Origin of the sequence: Amycolatopsis albispora, from assembly GCF_003312875.1 — a bacterium.
Classification (GTDB): Bacteria; Actinomycetota; Actinomycetes; order Mycobacteriales; family Pseudonocardiaceae; genus Amycolatopsis; species Amycolatopsis albispora.
Genome location: NZ_CP015163.1, coordinates 8,945,946 through 8,959,266, shown reverse-complemented (window position 1 = coordinate 8,959,266; position 13,321 = coordinate 8,945,946). Strand labels below are relative to the sequence as shown.

Below are 13,321 nucleotides of genomic sequence, written 5' to 3'. Positions count from 1 at the left end.
CCCCGCAAGCTACGCTGTCGCGGATGTTCCAGTACGCGATCCTGGTGTATCCGTCGGCCAACCGGGTGTACACCGATTCCGCCCCGAAGCTGCTCCGCGCCGAGCTGGCCGTGTTCGGCGCGGCCGCGTTGTCGGCCGAGATCACCGAAAGCGCCGAAACCGAGATCGGCGGGGTCGGTTACGTCACTTTCACCACCACCGGCCCGCTGAGCGACGCGGACCTGGCGGCGCTGTCGAACCTTTCGGCGCTGTACGCGTTGTTCGAGGTGCGCGGCGAGCTGCTGCGGCCGCTGGCGGTGCGCCGCGCCGACCGGCTCGACTCGGACCTGCTGACCATCCAGAAGTACCCCGGCAAGACGAACGAGCTGTTCACCAAGCTCCTGCTCAACGTCACCCTGCTCACCGCCGGGCGCGGCTTCGGCGAGCAGCTGGAGCTGCTGGATCCCTTGTGCGGCCGGGGAACCACGCTCAACCAGGCGATGATGTACGGCTTCCACGGCACCGGGTTCGACGTGGACGCCAAGGACTTCGACGCCTACGAGCTGTTCATCAAGACCTGGCTGCGGAACAAGCGGATCAAGCACACCGCCGACGCGGGTGCCTTGCGGCGCAACAAGGTCCGCCTCGGTCGGCGGCTGGAGATCGAGTACGGGCTGACCAAGGAGCAGTACAAGGCCGGCGACACCCGGCGGCTGGCGGTGTACAACTGCGACACGCTGACCACCGACGAGCTGCTGCGCGCGAACTCGATCGACCTGATCGTCACCGACGCGCCCTACGGCGTGCAGCACGGCAGCCACCGGGAAGCCGCGCTTTCGCGCAGCCCCAGCGATCTGCTCGCGGCCGCGGTTCCGGTGTGGACCAGGGTGCTGCGCCCCGGTGGCGCGCTCGGCATCTCGTGGAACATCTACGTGACCAAGCGCGAGGAACTGGCGGCCATCCTGACGCGAGCGGGCCTGGAGGTCCGCGAAGGCGGGCCGTTCGAGGAGTTCGAGCACCGGGTGGACCAGTCGATCGTGCGAGACCTGATCGTGGCCCGCAAACCGGGCTAACCGACCGTGCCTATACCGGGGTCAGGTCGCTGGTCCAGGTGAATTCTCCGCCGTAGACCAGCCATGCGGCCGGTGCCCCGTAACCACCGGCAGGGAGAAACGCGGTGCCCGAACCCGACTCGGGTTCCAGGAGGCACAGCGCGGTGTAGTTCGGGTCCCAGGGGTCGCCAACCTGGCCCCACAGGTGGCACTGCCACCAGTACCAGCCCGCGGCCAGGTCGATCGGCCGGTTGACGGAGTGGTGGTCGCCGACGCTGCGAATGGTGTGCCGCCATTCGTAGCTGCCGCTGTCCAGCCAGATCCGGCGGCCGTCGCCGTAGGGCAACTCCGCCCAATCGGTCGACGACGGCTCGTCGTCGAGAATGATCACCCGGGTGATGGTCGCCGTCGCGGCAGCCTGCGCCGGCACCGCCGCGATGACCGAAGCGAACGTGACAAGACCGATGGCCATCCGGCCGAAAAATCGTCTTCGCATGGGCTGAGCTTGGCAGCGCGCGCGGCGCCGGGCGATGGCCGTCCGGCCGAGATCACCTGAACGGCCGCTCAGCCGACCCGTTCGCCGACGAACCGCAGCACGTCGGGCAGGACCTTCTTCCAGTACTTGTCGGTGTGCCCGCCCGGCGACAGCCGCGAGACCACCGGCCGCGCCGCCTGGATGTAGCGGCGGGCGGCACCGGCGAACGGGTCCTGCGTGCCGCACCAGACGCCCACCGGCACCGGCGCGGTGTCGTCGGCGTGCAGCAGCGGCTCGTGTGCTTCCCACTGCGCGCGGTCCCGGAACACCTTGCGCGAGCGCGCGTCACCCCAGCCGACAAAGAGAGCCGGGCTGATCGCCGCCGCTGCCCGCAGGTCCCGATGGTCGCGCGCGTACCGCAGCGCGCCGAACGCGCCCATCGAAATGCCCATGATCGCCGACGGCACCCCGCCGGTGCGCAGGCCGAGACCGCGGCGGGTCAGCCACTCCGGCACCTCACCGCTGAGCATGCGCTGCGGGTCATCTGCCTCGTCCACCGCCACCCAGTAGTGGTCCCCGTCGACGGCGGCCACGGTGAACGGCGGCACCCCCGCCCGCACCGCCTCGGTCAGCATCGACGGCAGCCCGAGGTCCACAAAGGTCTTCGCGCTCGACCCGCGCCCGTGCAACGCCAGGCAGACCGGCAGGTCCGCCGCCGGTACGCCCTCCGGCGTGATCAGCACGAGGTCCAGCTCGGCGCCCCGCGCCGCCGACCACACCCGGTCCACGGTCACCGGACCGGCCGGCGTCGGGGGCGCGGGCACCACCGGCGGGGCCGGACTGGCCGAGGGCGCGGCGGGCTCCGCCGGGTCACAGGCCGCAACCGCGAGGGCGCCGCCGCCCAGCAGCAGCGCCCGTCGCGAAAAGCCCTTGCCGGACAAGGAAAATCAGTGGGACAGCTCGTCGTCGTCCGCCCGCGGCGGGCGGTACGGGTCGGCTTCCCCGGCCGGCTGCGCCCCGGTCGCCCGGCGGGCCACCTCAGCGTCGGCCTCCCTGGCCTTGGCGAGCAGATCCTCGATCCGCTGCGCCTCCTCGGGAATGTTGTCGGTGACGAAGGTCAGCGTCGGGGTGTACCGGACGCCGGTCCCCTGCCCCACCTTCGACCGCAGCGCCCCGCGGGCCGACTCCAGCGCCGCCGCCGCACCCGCCATGTCAGGCGCGGAGTCCAGCGTTTCGCCGAGCACCGTGTAGTACACCGTCGCATCGTGCAGGTCCGCGGTGATCTTGGTGTCCGTGATCGTCACGTTCGCCAGCCGCGGGTCCTTGATGTCGTGCTCGATGGCGGACGCCACGATCTGGGAAATCCGCTTGGCGAGCTTGCGCGCGCGTGCCGGATCGGCCACGACGCACACCCCTTTCTAGTCTTCTGGTCCGATCAACCGGCGCCGCACCGAGAGCAGTTCCAGCTCCGGGCGACCGGCGATCAGGCGTTCACAGGCATCGAGAACGTCCCGCACATGCTCGCTGTCGGCGGCCACGATCGCCACTCCGACCAGCGCGCGGCGGTGCAGGTCGAGGTGACCGGCCTCGGCGACCGACACCTCGAACCGCTTGCGCACGTCCGCGATCAGCGGACGCACCACCGAGCGCTTCTGCTTGAGCGAGTGCACGTCCCCGAGCAGCACGTCGAACTCGAGCGCACCTACGTACATCTGCCCCTACCGGTAGTGGGTCGGTGCGTGAACCGGCCGGGGACCACTAGCCCGTCCCCGGCCGGTACCGCACGTCAGGCGCGCGGTTTCTCGCGCTGCTCGTAGGTCTCGATGATGTCCTCGACCTTGATGTCGCTGTACGAGCCCAGGGTCAGACCACATTCGTAGCCGTCCCTGACCTCGACCACGTCGTCCTTGAACCGCCGCAGCGAGCTGACCGGCAGGTTCTCGGCGACCACCACACCGTCCCGGATGAGCCGGGCCCTGGCGTTGCGGCGGATCTCGCCCGAGGTGACCAGGCAACCGGCGATGGTGCCGATCTTCGAGGACTTGAAGACCTCGCGGACCTCCGCCTTGCCCAGCTCGACCTCTTCGTACTCGGGCTTGAGCATGCCCTTGAGCGCCTGCTCGATCTCGTCGATCGCCTGGTAGATCACCGTGTAGTAGCGGACGTCCACGCCTTCACGCGTGGCCCGCTCGGTGGCCTTGCCCTGCGCACGGACGTTGAAGCCCAGCACGATGGCGTCCGAAGCGGTCGCCAGGTCGATGTCACTCTCGGTGACGCCACCGACACCGCGGTGCACCACGGTCAGGTCGACGTCCTCACCCACGTCCAGCTGCAGCAAGGATGCTTCGAGCGCCTCGACGGTACCCGAGTTGTCACCCTTGATGATCAGGTTGAGGGTGTTGGTCTCCTTCAGCGCGGAGTCCAGGTCCTCCAGGCTGACGCGCTTCCGCTTCGCCGCGTTCTGGGCGTTGCGGATGCGGGCCTGGCGCCGCTCGGCGATCTGCCGCGCGACCCGGTCCTCGTCCACCACCAGGAAGGTGTCGCCGGCACCCGGCACCGAGGTGAACCCGATGACCTGCACCGGACGCGAGGGCAGCGCCTCGGTGACGTCCTCGTTGTGCTCGTCGACCATGCGGCGGACGCGGCCGTAGGCGTCGCCCGCCACCACCGAGTCGCCGACCCGCAGCGTGCCGCGCTGCACCAGCACCGTGGCCACCGGGCCGCGACCGCGGTCCAGGTGCGCCTCGATCGCGACGCCCTGCGCCTCCATGTCCGGGTTGGCGCGGAGGTCCAGTGCGGCGTCGGCGGTGAGCAGGATCGCCTCGAGCAGACCGTCGATGTTGATGTTCTGCCGCGCGGAGATCTCGACGAACATGGTGTCGCCGCCGTACTCCTCGGCCACCAGGTTGTACTCGGTGAGCTGCTGCCGGATCTTGTCCGGGTTCGCGCCCTCCTTGTCGATCTTGTTGATCGCGACCACGATCGGCGCCTTGGCGGCCTGCGCGTGGTTGATCGCCTCGACCGTCTGCGGCATCACACCGTCGTCGGCGGCGACCACGATCACCGCGATGTCGGTGGAGTTCGCACCACGGGCACGCATGGCGGTGAACGCCTCGTGACCGGGGGTGTCGATGAAGGTGATCAGCCGCGGCTCGCCCTCGAGCTCGGTCTCGATCTGGTAGGCGCCGATGTGCTGGGTGATGCCACCGGCTTCACTCTCGCGCACCTTCGTCTTCCGGATCGTGTCCAGCAGGCGGGTCTTACCGTGGTCGACGTGACCCATGATGGTCACCACCGGCGGCCTGACCTGCAGGTCCTCCTCGTCACCGGCGTCGTCGCCGTAGGTGATGTCGAAGGTCTCCAGCAGCTCGCGGTCCTCCTCCTCGGGGCTGACCACCTGGACGACGTAGTTCATCTCGGAGCCGAGCAGCTCGAGCACGTCCTCCGACACCGACTGCGTGGCGGTGACCATCTCACCGAGGTGGAACAGCACCTGCACCAGCGAAGCCGGGTTCGCGTCGATCTTGTCCGCGAAGTCGGTCAGCGAGGCACCGCGGGGCAGCCGGATCGTCTCACCGGAGCCCTTGGGCAGACGGACACCACCGACGCTGGGCGCCTGCATGTTGTCCATGTACTCCTGGCGCTTCTGCCGCTTCGACTTGCGGCCCTTGCGCGAGGGACCACCGGGACGGCCGAAGGCACCAGCCGTGCCGCCGCGGCCACCGGGGCCGCCACGGCCACCGCCGCCACCGCGGAAACCGCCACCACCGGCGGGCGCGCCGCCACCGGGACGGAAGCCACCGCCACCGCCACCGGGACCGCCGCCACCGGGGCGGAAGCCGCCGCCACCGCCACCGCCACGGGGACCACCGGGGCCGCCACGAGCGCCGCCACCGGGACCACCACGGCCACCACCGGGACCACCGCGGCCGCCACCGGGGGCGGGGCGCTGGGTCCGGCCCGGCATCATGCCGGGGTTCGGGCGCGGGGGCATGTTGCCCGGGTTCGGGCGGTTGCCCGCGGGACGGTCACCGGCCGGACGGTCCCCACCGGGACGCGGGGCGCGGTCGCCGCCGGGACGCGGGGGCCGGTCGCCGCCGGACTGGCCGCCACCGGGACGCGGGCCGGACGGACGCGGCGCGGGCGCACCCGAGCCGACACCGAACGGGTTGTTGCCGACCCGCGGCGGGCGCGGACCGGGCTTCGGGCCACCGGGCTTGGGGCCCTGCGGCTTGGGCGGCACCACACCGGGGGAACCCGCGGCGGGCGTCTCCGGCTTCTGCCCGGAGGTGTCCGGCTTCGGCTGCGCCGGAGCCGACGGCGCGGCGGGCGCCTGCTCGGCCGGGGCGGCCTTGGCCGCCGGGGCCTCCTGCTCCGGCTTCGCCGCGGGCTGCTGCGGCGCGGGAGCCGCCGGGCGCGGGCCCGGACGCGGTCCGGGACGGGCGCCGGGGGCGGCCGGGCGCTGCTGCTGCGCGGCAGGCCGCTCCTGGGCGGGCTGCTGCGGCGCCGGAGCGGCGGGCTTGGGAGCCATCTTGGCCGGGCTCGGGCCCGGCTTGGCGCCGTTGGCGGGGCCGGGGACCGGCTTCTTGCCGCCCTTGGCGCCGTCCTTCTTGGCGTAGGCGTCACGGACGCGGCGGGCCACCGGGGCCTCCACCGTCGACGACGCCGACTTCACGAATTCGCCCTGCTCCTTGAGCTTGGCGAGTACTTCCTTGCTGGTAACCCCGAGCTCCTTCGCGAGCTCGTGTACACGGGCCTTGCCTGGCACAGCACTCCTGTTCTGGGGAGGCCGGCGGCAAGACCGCAGACCTCGTCCTATTGTCGCGCGTTCATGGCTTCAGCTTCACGGCTGACTCATGACGGGTCGACCTGCTTCCTTGATTCCTCTCGGCACGGGTACGTCCCGCGCCGCTGCCGGGCGGCGGGCTCGAGAGCCCGTCACCCGGTGACACTTCAGGTGGTGAACCGCCGGAGCGGCGCCGCGTCGAGCGGCCCGGGCACCCGCAACGCCCTGGGGAACGCCCGCCGCCGCTCGGCCTTGGCCAGGCAGTCCGCGACCGGGTGCACCCAGGCACCCCGCCCCGGCAACCGCCGACGTTCGTCGGCGACCAGCCTGCCCTCGACCGCGACCACTCGCAGCAACTCACCGCGCGAAGCCCGACCCCGGCAGCCGACACAGGTTCGCACCGGGTCACCCCGGTGCTCGCGTGCGGTTTCCGGTTCCGAGCTTCGAACCACTCCCAAGTCTAGCCCCTGACCCTTCAGTCGGCGGAACCGGTTGTGGCTGGACGCGGAGTTGAGTCCTGATCGAGTCCTGCGGGACCCGGATCCGGACCGTCCTCGGGCTCCGCCGACACCGCTTCGGCGGCGTCCGCGTTGTCCCCGGCGGCGTCGCTGCGGATGTCGATCCGCCACCCGGTCAGCCGCGCGGCGAGGCGGGCGTTCTGCCCCTCCTTGCCGATGGCCAGCGACAACTGGAAGTCCGGGACCACCACGCGCGCGGTCTTGGCCCGTTCGTCCACCACCCGTACCGACACAACCTTCGCCGGCGACAGGGCATTCCCGACGAAGCGCGCCGGGTCCTCCGAGTAGTCGATGATGTCGATCTTCTCGCCGGCCAGCTCGCTCATCACGTTGCGCACCCGGGCGCCGACCGGGCCGATGCAGGCGCCCTTGGCGTTCACCCCGGGCACCGTGGAGCGGACCGCGATCTTGGAACGGTGACCTGCCTCACGTGCCACCGCGGCGATCTCGACCGTGCCGTCGGCGATCTCCGGCACCTCCAGCGCGAACAGCTTGCGCACCAGGTTCGGGTGGCTGCGCGAGAGCATGATCTGCGGGCCGCGCGCGCTGCGGGAGACCGCGTAGACGTAGGCCTTGATCCGCATGCCGTGCTGGTACGACTCGCCTGCCACCTGCTCGGCCTGCGGCAGCACGCCCTCGGTGCCGCCGATCTGCACCACCACCATGCCGCGGGCGTTGGCCCGCGCGTCGCGCTGGATCACCCCGGCGACGATCTCGCCCTCCTTGGTGGCGAACTCGCCGAAGGTCTTCTCGTGCTCGGCGTCGCGCAGCCGCTGCAGGATGACCTGGCGGGCGGTGGTCGCCGCGATCCGGCCGAAGCCCTCGGGGGTGTCGTCCCACTCCTCGTCGACCTGGCCGCTGTCGTCGAGCGTGTGCGCGAGCACGCGCACGTAGCCGGTCTTGCGGTCGATGTCGATCCTGGCGTGCGGCTGGTGCCCCTCGGTGTGCTTGTAGGCGGTCAGCAGCGCGGTCTCGATGGCTTCCAGCACCGTTTCGAAGGGGATGTCCTTGTCCCGCTCGATCGCACGCAGCGCCGCGATGTCGACGTTCACTTCGACTCCTCCTCCGTATTGATTTTGTCGCCTTCCAGCAGCCGCAGCTCCTCGGCGGGCGGCTGCCGGAACTCGATCTCGATCACCGCTTTGGCGACGTCGGCGTACCGGACGGTGCGCAGCTCGCCGTCGACCAGCATGCGCGCGCCGTCCTCCCCGCAGTGCCCGACGCGGCCGACGAAGCCGGCGCCCTCGGCCGGGGTCACCCGGACCTGCCGGAACCGCGCGCGGCGCCAGTGCCGCGGCTTGCTCAGCGGGCGGTCCACGCCCGGCGAGGTGACCTCCAGGGTGTACGCGCCGGCCAGGATGTGCTCCTGCTCGTCCAGCGCGGCCGAAACGGTCCTGCTGACCTCGGCCACCTCATCCAACCCCACGCCGTCTTCGCCGTCGACGACGACCTTGACCAGCTTGCGGCGGCCCGCCTGCTGCACCTCGAGGGCATCGAGCTCGAAACCCGCGCCCGAAACGGCTTCGGCCACGATCGGCTCGAGCCGCCCGGCGAGTTCTCCTGCCACCTTGGCGCTCTCCTGTTCGGCTGTTCGGCTCAGTGATGGTCCAGCTTATCCGCAACTTATCCGCAACGCCGTCGGGCACGCACGAGCACGCCCGGCCGGGGTGTGCTGGCAGGATGGGGCGTCGTGAGAGCAAGACCGACGCCGCTGAGCCGACGGCGCTTCCTGACCGCGGGTGCGCTGCTGGGCACCACCGCGGTGGTGCTGCCGCTGGCCGCCGCGTGCGGCCCCGGCTACGAAACCGCGCCCGACGAGCTGGTCCCGCTGCTGGAGCAGGCCCGTGCGGACGCCTCCGCCGCCACCACACTGGCCTCGGGCGGCGGGGCGGCGGCCGAGCTGGCCAAGCAGGTCGCCGCCGCGCGCACCGCGCAGGCCGACGCGCTGCAGTCCGAAGTGGACAGGCTCAACCGGCCCAAGTCCTCGGTCACCGCCGACAGCGGGAAGGCCGCCGGGCTCGGCGACCTGAAAGAACGGCTGGAGCAGGCCCGCAAGCAGGCCGCGGACCTGGTGCCGTCGCTGCCGCGCCACCGCGCCGGGCTGGCCGGTTCGGTGGCCGCGGGCTGCGCGGCGCTGCAGCAGCTGTCCCCCGAGTTGGGGGCCGGGCAGGCCGACGACGACGTGCCGCCCCCGCAGGCCGGGCCGCTGCCCCAGGAGTCGGTGACCGCGCTGCAGGACGCGCTGTCCGCCGAGCACGCGGCGGTCTGGGTGTACGGCCTGGTCACCGCGTTCCTGCCGGGCGACTTCCGCAGCGGGACCGAGAACGGCGCGACCGCGCACCGCGACCGCCGCGACGCCTGCGAGCGGCTGCTGTCCGCGGCCGGGGCGACGCCGGTCGCCACCGAGCCCGCCTACCTGCCGCCCAAGCCGGTGACCGACGCGAAGTCGGCGATGGTGCTGGTGGCCACGGCCGAGGCGGACGCGGCCGCGGCCTGGCGCGGCGTGCTCGAACGCACCGACGACGCGGCGGTGCGCACGGTCGCGCTGCGCGCGCTGGTCGGCTCGGCCACGCGTGGCACGTCGTGGCGCAAGGAAGCGGGCGAGCAGCCCGCGGCGGTCGCGCTGCCGGGGACCTGAGGGGTTTCTAGGTTCCCGGGCGCAGCGCGTCCGACAGCCGCAGCGCGTCGGTGGTGATGCGCTTGAGCAGCTGGTCGTTCTTGTGCTTGTCGTAGAAGTCGCCCTCGACGATGGTCACCTCGGCGCCGCTGACCTTGGACTCGTAGTTGCCCTTGGCCACGTCCGGCGCCTTGGGCAGGTTGGCCGTGCCGTCGCGGAGCAGGTCGCTGATGTTGCCGGTGTTGTCGGTGTCGGTGACCGCCTTGAGCTGCGCGGCCAGCTCCGGGTCCGGCATGGTGACCAGCACCACCGAGACCAGCGCCCGCGCGCCCTCCCCGGCGTTGGTCACGTACAGCGCGCGCACCACCCGCTGGCACGGGTGCTCGCCGAACCAGCGCTTGATCTCGCCGTAGGAGTTGCCCGCGCAGTCGGCGCTGGTGGCGGGGCCCGCCACGCGCTCGTACTTGAACTCGCCGGAGACCAGCGGGTCCGGCTGGGCCTGCACCTCGGGCTCGGCCTCGTACCGGATCAGCCACCAGACCAGCCCGGACACCAGCGCGACGAGCACCAGCCCGACGCCCTGGAACACCGGGCCGCGGAACAGCGATCCGGACGGCCCGGACGAGCCAGGCGGCCCGGACGGGCGCGGCGCGGGCTGCCCGACACGTGGCAACGGCCGGGTGTCGCCCGTGGCGTCACCACCGGGGTAGGAGAAGTTGGCACCAACCACGAGGTGTCACGGTAACCGACGCCCGGCTGGGATGGTCACTCGAACGGGCGCAGCGCGTTCAGCACCAGCTCACAGTCCTCGGCGGAGTTGTAGAGGTGGAAGCCGAGCCGGGTCCGGCCGGCCCGCTTGCTGCACACCACCCCGGCCTCGGTGAGGCGGGCGGGGGCGTCCGGCTGCGGGAGCGAAATGATCGCGCTGCCCCGCTCCGGCAGGCCGAGGCCGATGAGCACGGAGTCGGCCAGCTTCACGCAGTGCGCCCGCACCTGCTCGAGGTCCAGGGAGGCGAGGTACGGCAGCGTGACCGCCGCGCCGACGTGCGACAACCAGGTCGGCGAGAGGTCCAGCGAGCGCGGGCCGTCGGCCAGCCGCATGGGCAGGCCGTAGACGGTCTCCCACGGGTTGCCGCCCGCGTACCAGTTCGCGCCGTGCGGGACCGTGCGCTCCAACGCACGCGGGTGCACCGCGATCCACGCGGCCCCGCGGGGCGCGAGCAGGAACTTGTAGCAGGCCGAGACCACCCAGTCGGCCCAGCCGAGGTCGAGCGGCTGCCAGCCGACGGCCTGCGTGGCGTCGAGCAGCACCGGCACCCCGGTGGCCCGCAGCGCCTCGAGATCGGCGTAGCTGCCGTCGGCGGACTGGACCACGCTCACCGCCACCAGGTCGTGCCCTTCGGCCCGGTCAGCGAGCTGCGCCAGCGGTACCTCGGTGACGGTGACACCGCGCCGGGCCTGGGCCGCGAACGGGAAGGTGACGCTGGTGAAGTCGCCCTCGGCGACCAGCACCTTCGCCCCGTCGGGCAGCCCGGCGGCGACCATCGAGATCAGCTGCGAGACGGTGGCGCCGGTGCCGATCCGGTCGGCACCAACCCCGATCAGGGCCGCGAAGCCCGCTCGTGAGGCCGCCACCACCTCGTCGAAGTCCGGCGGCCGGTCCGCGCCGTGCCGCCAGCGGTCCACCGCTTCGGCCACCGCGTCGGCGGCCGAAGCGGGTGGAACCCCGATGCTCGGCGTGTTCAGGTACCCGGCCGGGACGTCGAACCCTTCCCCGAAAGCGGTGCGCATACCGCCAATCTAGCCGCGTTCCAGGAACGGCCCGAGCAGTCCGGGCACCGCCTCGTCGGCGAACGCCAGCCCTTCGCCCTGCGCGGCGTCGTACACGTGGTACCCGCCGGCCCCGGCGGCCGTGGTGGCGGTCAGCGTGAGCAACCTGGCCCGCCGCTGGAAGATCGACTGCTTGACCGTCCAGCCGATCACGCCGTCGCGCTGCAGTGCCACCGTGGCCCGCCGCACCGCCCCGGACCTGGCCACCAGGTAGTCGCCGGAAATGGCGTGCCCCAGCGCCTTGTACGCCTCGAAGGCGAGCACCACCGCGATCGGCAGCCCGATCAGCGCGGCGATCCAGGCGATGTGCAGGAGTACGTCGGTGAGCAGCAGCCCGAGCACCACAAGAACGGCGCAGAGCAGCACCACGCTGCCGATGGACCACCTCAGCCGCCGCCCGCGCGCGGCGAGCGGATGCGCGGTGAGCAGCGCGGCCTCCGTCGGCGACCGTTCCTCCCGCAGCACCACCGCGGCGATCCGGTCGGCGAGTTCCTTGGGCGCGGCGGGCAGCAGCGTCCTGGTGTCGGTCTTGTCGTCCTCCTGGCGCTGCACCATGCCGGTGGCCACGGCGTCCACCCTGGCCGCGCCGGCCAGCCGGATGCCGAGCGGTTCGACCACCTCGACCCCGCGCAGCCGCCGTTCCTCCAGCGAGATCGAGCGCGTGGTGAGCAGCCCGCGGCGGACGCGCAGCGTGCCACCGGGTTCGCGTTCGAGGTGGTAGTTCCACCACATCTCGACGAACAACGCGAGCGAGCCGACGAAGCCGACCACCAGCAGGACGGCCGCGAGCACCAGGATCACCAGCACCAGCGGGAAGCCGCGGAACAGCTCGATCATCCAGCGGACGAACCCGTCCTGCAGGCCGAACCAGTCCGACACCTGCATCACCGCGCCACCGGCGGCCATGCCCAGCGCGGGCACCACGAAGGAGATCGGGGCGTACCGGATCCACGCCGGGTCCAGCCTGGCCAGCGTGCCGTCCACGCCCACCCGGGTGTCCACAGTGGACCCGCGGTTCAGCAGTTCCCGGCGCAGGCGGTCGGCCTCGGCCTTGGTGACCGGGTTGAGCACCAGCGTGCTCTCCCCGCCCTGCCGCTGCTCGCCGGTGCCGATCTTCACCGTGACCAGCCCGAAGATCCGCAGCAGCGGGTTCGCGGTCAGGTCCACGTTGCGGATGCGTTCCCTGGCCAGCGACCGGCGCTTCACCAGCAGCAGCCCGGTGTGCAGCTCGGCGCGCTCCGGCCCGACCCGGTACCGCGTCTTGAGCCAGCGCAGGTAGTCCGCCGCCGTGCCGCCGGCGATCAGCAGCGTGGCCGCGGGCAGCACCCAGGCCAGCGCGACGCCGAGCGAATTGGCCGAAGCGATCCCGATCCCGGTCGGCACCCCCGCGCCGACGGCGACCCCGGCCAGCACCAGCGCGCTCACGTAGATCGTGCGGCGGTCGAGCTTCTGCCAGGTGGCTTCGGTTTCCTCCGATGTGGTCATGTCGCGTCCCCTGGCGTGGCCTGGGTGGTCTCGGTGAGCTGCTGCGCCAGGTCGGCGGCGAGTTCGTGGTCGAGCCCGGCGATCTTGATCGGGCCCTTCGACGAAGCCGTGGTCACGGTGACCGTGGCCAGTTTGAACCCCTGCTCCAGCGGGCCGCGCACGGTGTCCACGGTCTGGATGCGCGACATCGGCGCGACGCGCCACTCCTGCCAGAAGAAGCCGGTGCGCACGTAGACCGCGGTGTCGGTGACCTCCCAGCGGTGCACGCGGTACCACCACAGCGGCATCAGCACGACAAACGGCAGCCCGGCCACCACCAGCACCACCGCGGGCAGCAGCAGCCAGAAGCGCGCCCCCGGCAGCAGCAGGCCCAGCACCACCAGCACCGCCACCGGCACGCCGAACAGCAGCGCGGACTGCGCGCGCCACCACCCGATCACCCGTGGATTCAGCTCATTGCTCGGCGGCCGCAGCCGCACCGTCCCCGACATGGTCTGTCCCCTGTCCCCATGTTTACAATGCGATCGCATGGTAAAGGAGGGGCGAGCAGCCAGGCAACGCGGCCTCCGGACAGTGGCA

14 protein-coding genes are annotated in these 13,321 nt (G+C 72.0%); 2 read left to right on the top strand and 12 right to left on the bottom strand.

What is annotated here, in order from left to right:
- Window positions 1-23 precede the first annotated feature (23 nt).
- Window positions 24-1,052, top strand: a complete 1,029-nt coding sequence (locus A4R43_RS41705) for a TRM11 family SAM-dependent methyltransferase (protein ID WP_113697121.1) — start codon at window positions 24-26, stop codon at window positions 1,050-1,052.
- A gap of 10 nt (window positions 1,053-1,062) precedes the next feature.
- On the opposite strand, the gene A4R43_RS41700 is transcribed toward A4R43_RS41705, so the two are convergent.
- From A4R43_RS41700 to rimP, 8 genes are all read right to left on the bottom strand, one after another.
- Window positions 1,063-1,527: a hypothetical protein gene (locus A4R43_RS41700; protein ID WP_162788789.1), complete on the bottom strand. Its 465-nt coding sequence runs from the start codon at window positions 1,525-1,527 to the stop codon at window positions 1,063-1,065.
- A 68-nt stretch (window positions 1,528-1,595) separates the two neighbouring features.
- Window positions 1,596-2,447 (bottom strand): alpha/beta hydrolase, encoded by an 852-nt coding sequence (locus tag A4R43_RS41695; RefSeq protein WP_236808631.1) that lies wholly within the window; start codon window positions 2,445-2,447, stop codon window positions 1,596-1,598.
- 6 nt (window positions 2,448-2,453) lie between these two features.
- Window positions 2,454-2,909, bottom strand: a complete 456-nt coding sequence (rbfA, locus tag A4R43_RS41690; RefSeq protein WP_113697119.1) for a 30S ribosome-binding factor RbfA — start codon at window positions 2,907-2,909, stop codon at window positions 2,454-2,456.
- Between the two features lie 15 nt (window positions 2,910-2,924).
- Complete coding sequence (locus A4R43_RS41685) at window positions 2,925-3,218, bottom strand: DUF503 domain-containing protein (RefSeq protein ID WP_113697118.1); 294 nt, start codon at window positions 3,216-3,218, stop codon at window positions 2,925-2,927.
- Between the two features lie 74 nt (window positions 3,219-3,292).
- A complete protein-coding gene (gene infB / locus A4R43_RS41680; protein ID WP_113697117.1) occupies window positions 3,293-6,274 on the bottom strand; it encodes a translation initiation factor IF-2 in 2,982 nt (993 codons plus the stop codon).
- 185 nt (window positions 6,275-6,459) lie between these two features.
- Entirely contained in the window at window positions 6,460-6,639 is a 180-nt protein-coding gene (locus A4R43_RS44920) for a YlxR family protein (protein WP_236809376.1), read from the bottom strand.
- Window positions 6,640-6,767: 128 nt separating this feature from the next.
- Window positions 6,768-7,862, bottom strand: coding sequence for a transcription termination factor NusA (gene nusA, locus A4R43_RS41670; protein WP_113697115.1), 1,095 nt, complete (start codon window positions 7,860-7,862; stop codon window positions 6,768-6,770).
- A complete protein-coding gene (rimP, locus tag A4R43_RS41665; protein ID WP_113697114.1) occupies window positions 7,859-8,377 on the bottom strand; it encodes a ribosome maturation factor RimP in 519 nt (172 codons plus the stop codon). The genes nusA and rimP overlap by 4 nt, the downstream gene beginning before the upstream one ends.
- A 123-nt stretch (window positions 8,378-8,500) precedes the next feature.
- Between rimP and A4R43_RS41660 the strand changes: the two genes are divergently transcribed.
- Window positions 8,501-9,448, top strand: a complete 948-nt coding sequence (locus tag A4R43_RS41660) for a ferritin-like domain-containing protein (RefSeq protein WP_113697113.1) — start codon at window positions 8,501-8,503, stop codon at window positions 9,446-9,448.
- A gap of 7 nt (window positions 9,449-9,455) precedes the next feature.
- Here the strand turns inward: A4R43_RS41660 and A4R43_RS41655 are convergent, their stop codons facing one another.
- Genes A4R43_RS41655 through A4R43_RS41640 form a run of 4 tightly spaced genes read right to left on the bottom strand, consistent with a single transcriptional unit; the run spans window position 9,456 to window position 13,233 of the window.
- Complete coding sequence (locus A4R43_RS41655; RefSeq protein ID WP_236808629.1) at window positions 9,456-10,157, bottom strand: hypothetical protein; 702 nt, start codon at window positions 10,155-10,157, stop codon at window positions 9,456-9,458.
- A 35-nt stretch (window positions 10,158-10,192) separates the two neighbouring features.
- Window positions 10,193-11,218 (bottom strand): aminotransferase class V-fold PLP-dependent enzyme, encoded by a 1,026-nt coding sequence (locus A4R43_RS41650; protein ID WP_113697112.1) that lies wholly within the window; start codon window positions 11,216-11,218, stop codon window positions 10,193-10,195.
- Between the two features lie 9 nt (window positions 11,219-11,227).
- A complete protein-coding gene (locus A4R43_RS41645; protein WP_113697111.1) occupies window positions 11,228-12,742 on the bottom strand; it encodes a PH domain-containing protein in 1,515 nt (504 codons plus the stop codon).
- Window positions 12,739-13,233 carry a PH domain-containing protein gene (locus A4R43_RS41640; RefSeq protein WP_113697110.1) on the bottom strand — a complete coding sequence of 165 codons (495 nt, stop codon included), beginning with the start codon at window positions 13,231-13,233 and terminating at the stop codon, window positions 12,739-12,741. The genes A4R43_RS41645 and A4R43_RS41640 overlap by 4 nt, the downstream gene beginning before the upstream one ends.
- Between the last annotated feature and the right edge of the window lie 88 nt (window positions 13,234-13,321).

Coding starts and splice junctions, on each gene's coding strand:
- A4R43_RS41705 (WP_113697121.1), top strand. CDS start 24: ATGTTCCAGTACGCGATCCTGGTGTATCCGTCGGCCAACCGGGTGTAC.
- A4R43_RS41700 (WP_162788789.1), bottom strand. CDS start 1,527: ATGCGAAGACGATTTTTCGGCCGGATGGCCATCGGTCTTGTCACGTTC.
- A4R43_RS41685 (WP_113697118.1), bottom strand. CDS start 3,218: ATGTACGTAGGTGCGCTCGAGTTCGACGTGCTGCTCGGGGACGTGCAC.
- A4R43_RS41650 (WP_113697112.1), bottom strand. CDS start 11,218: ATGCGCACCGCTTTCGGGGAAGGGTTCGACGTCCCGGCCGGGTACCTG.
- A4R43_RS41645 (WP_113697111.1), bottom strand. CDS start 12,742: ATGACCACATCGGAGGAAACCGAAGCCACCTGGCAGAAGCTCGACCGC.
- A4R43_RS41640 (WP_113697110.1), bottom strand. CDS start 13,233: ATGTCGGGGACGGTGCGGCTGCGGCCGCCGAGCAATGAGCTGAATCCA.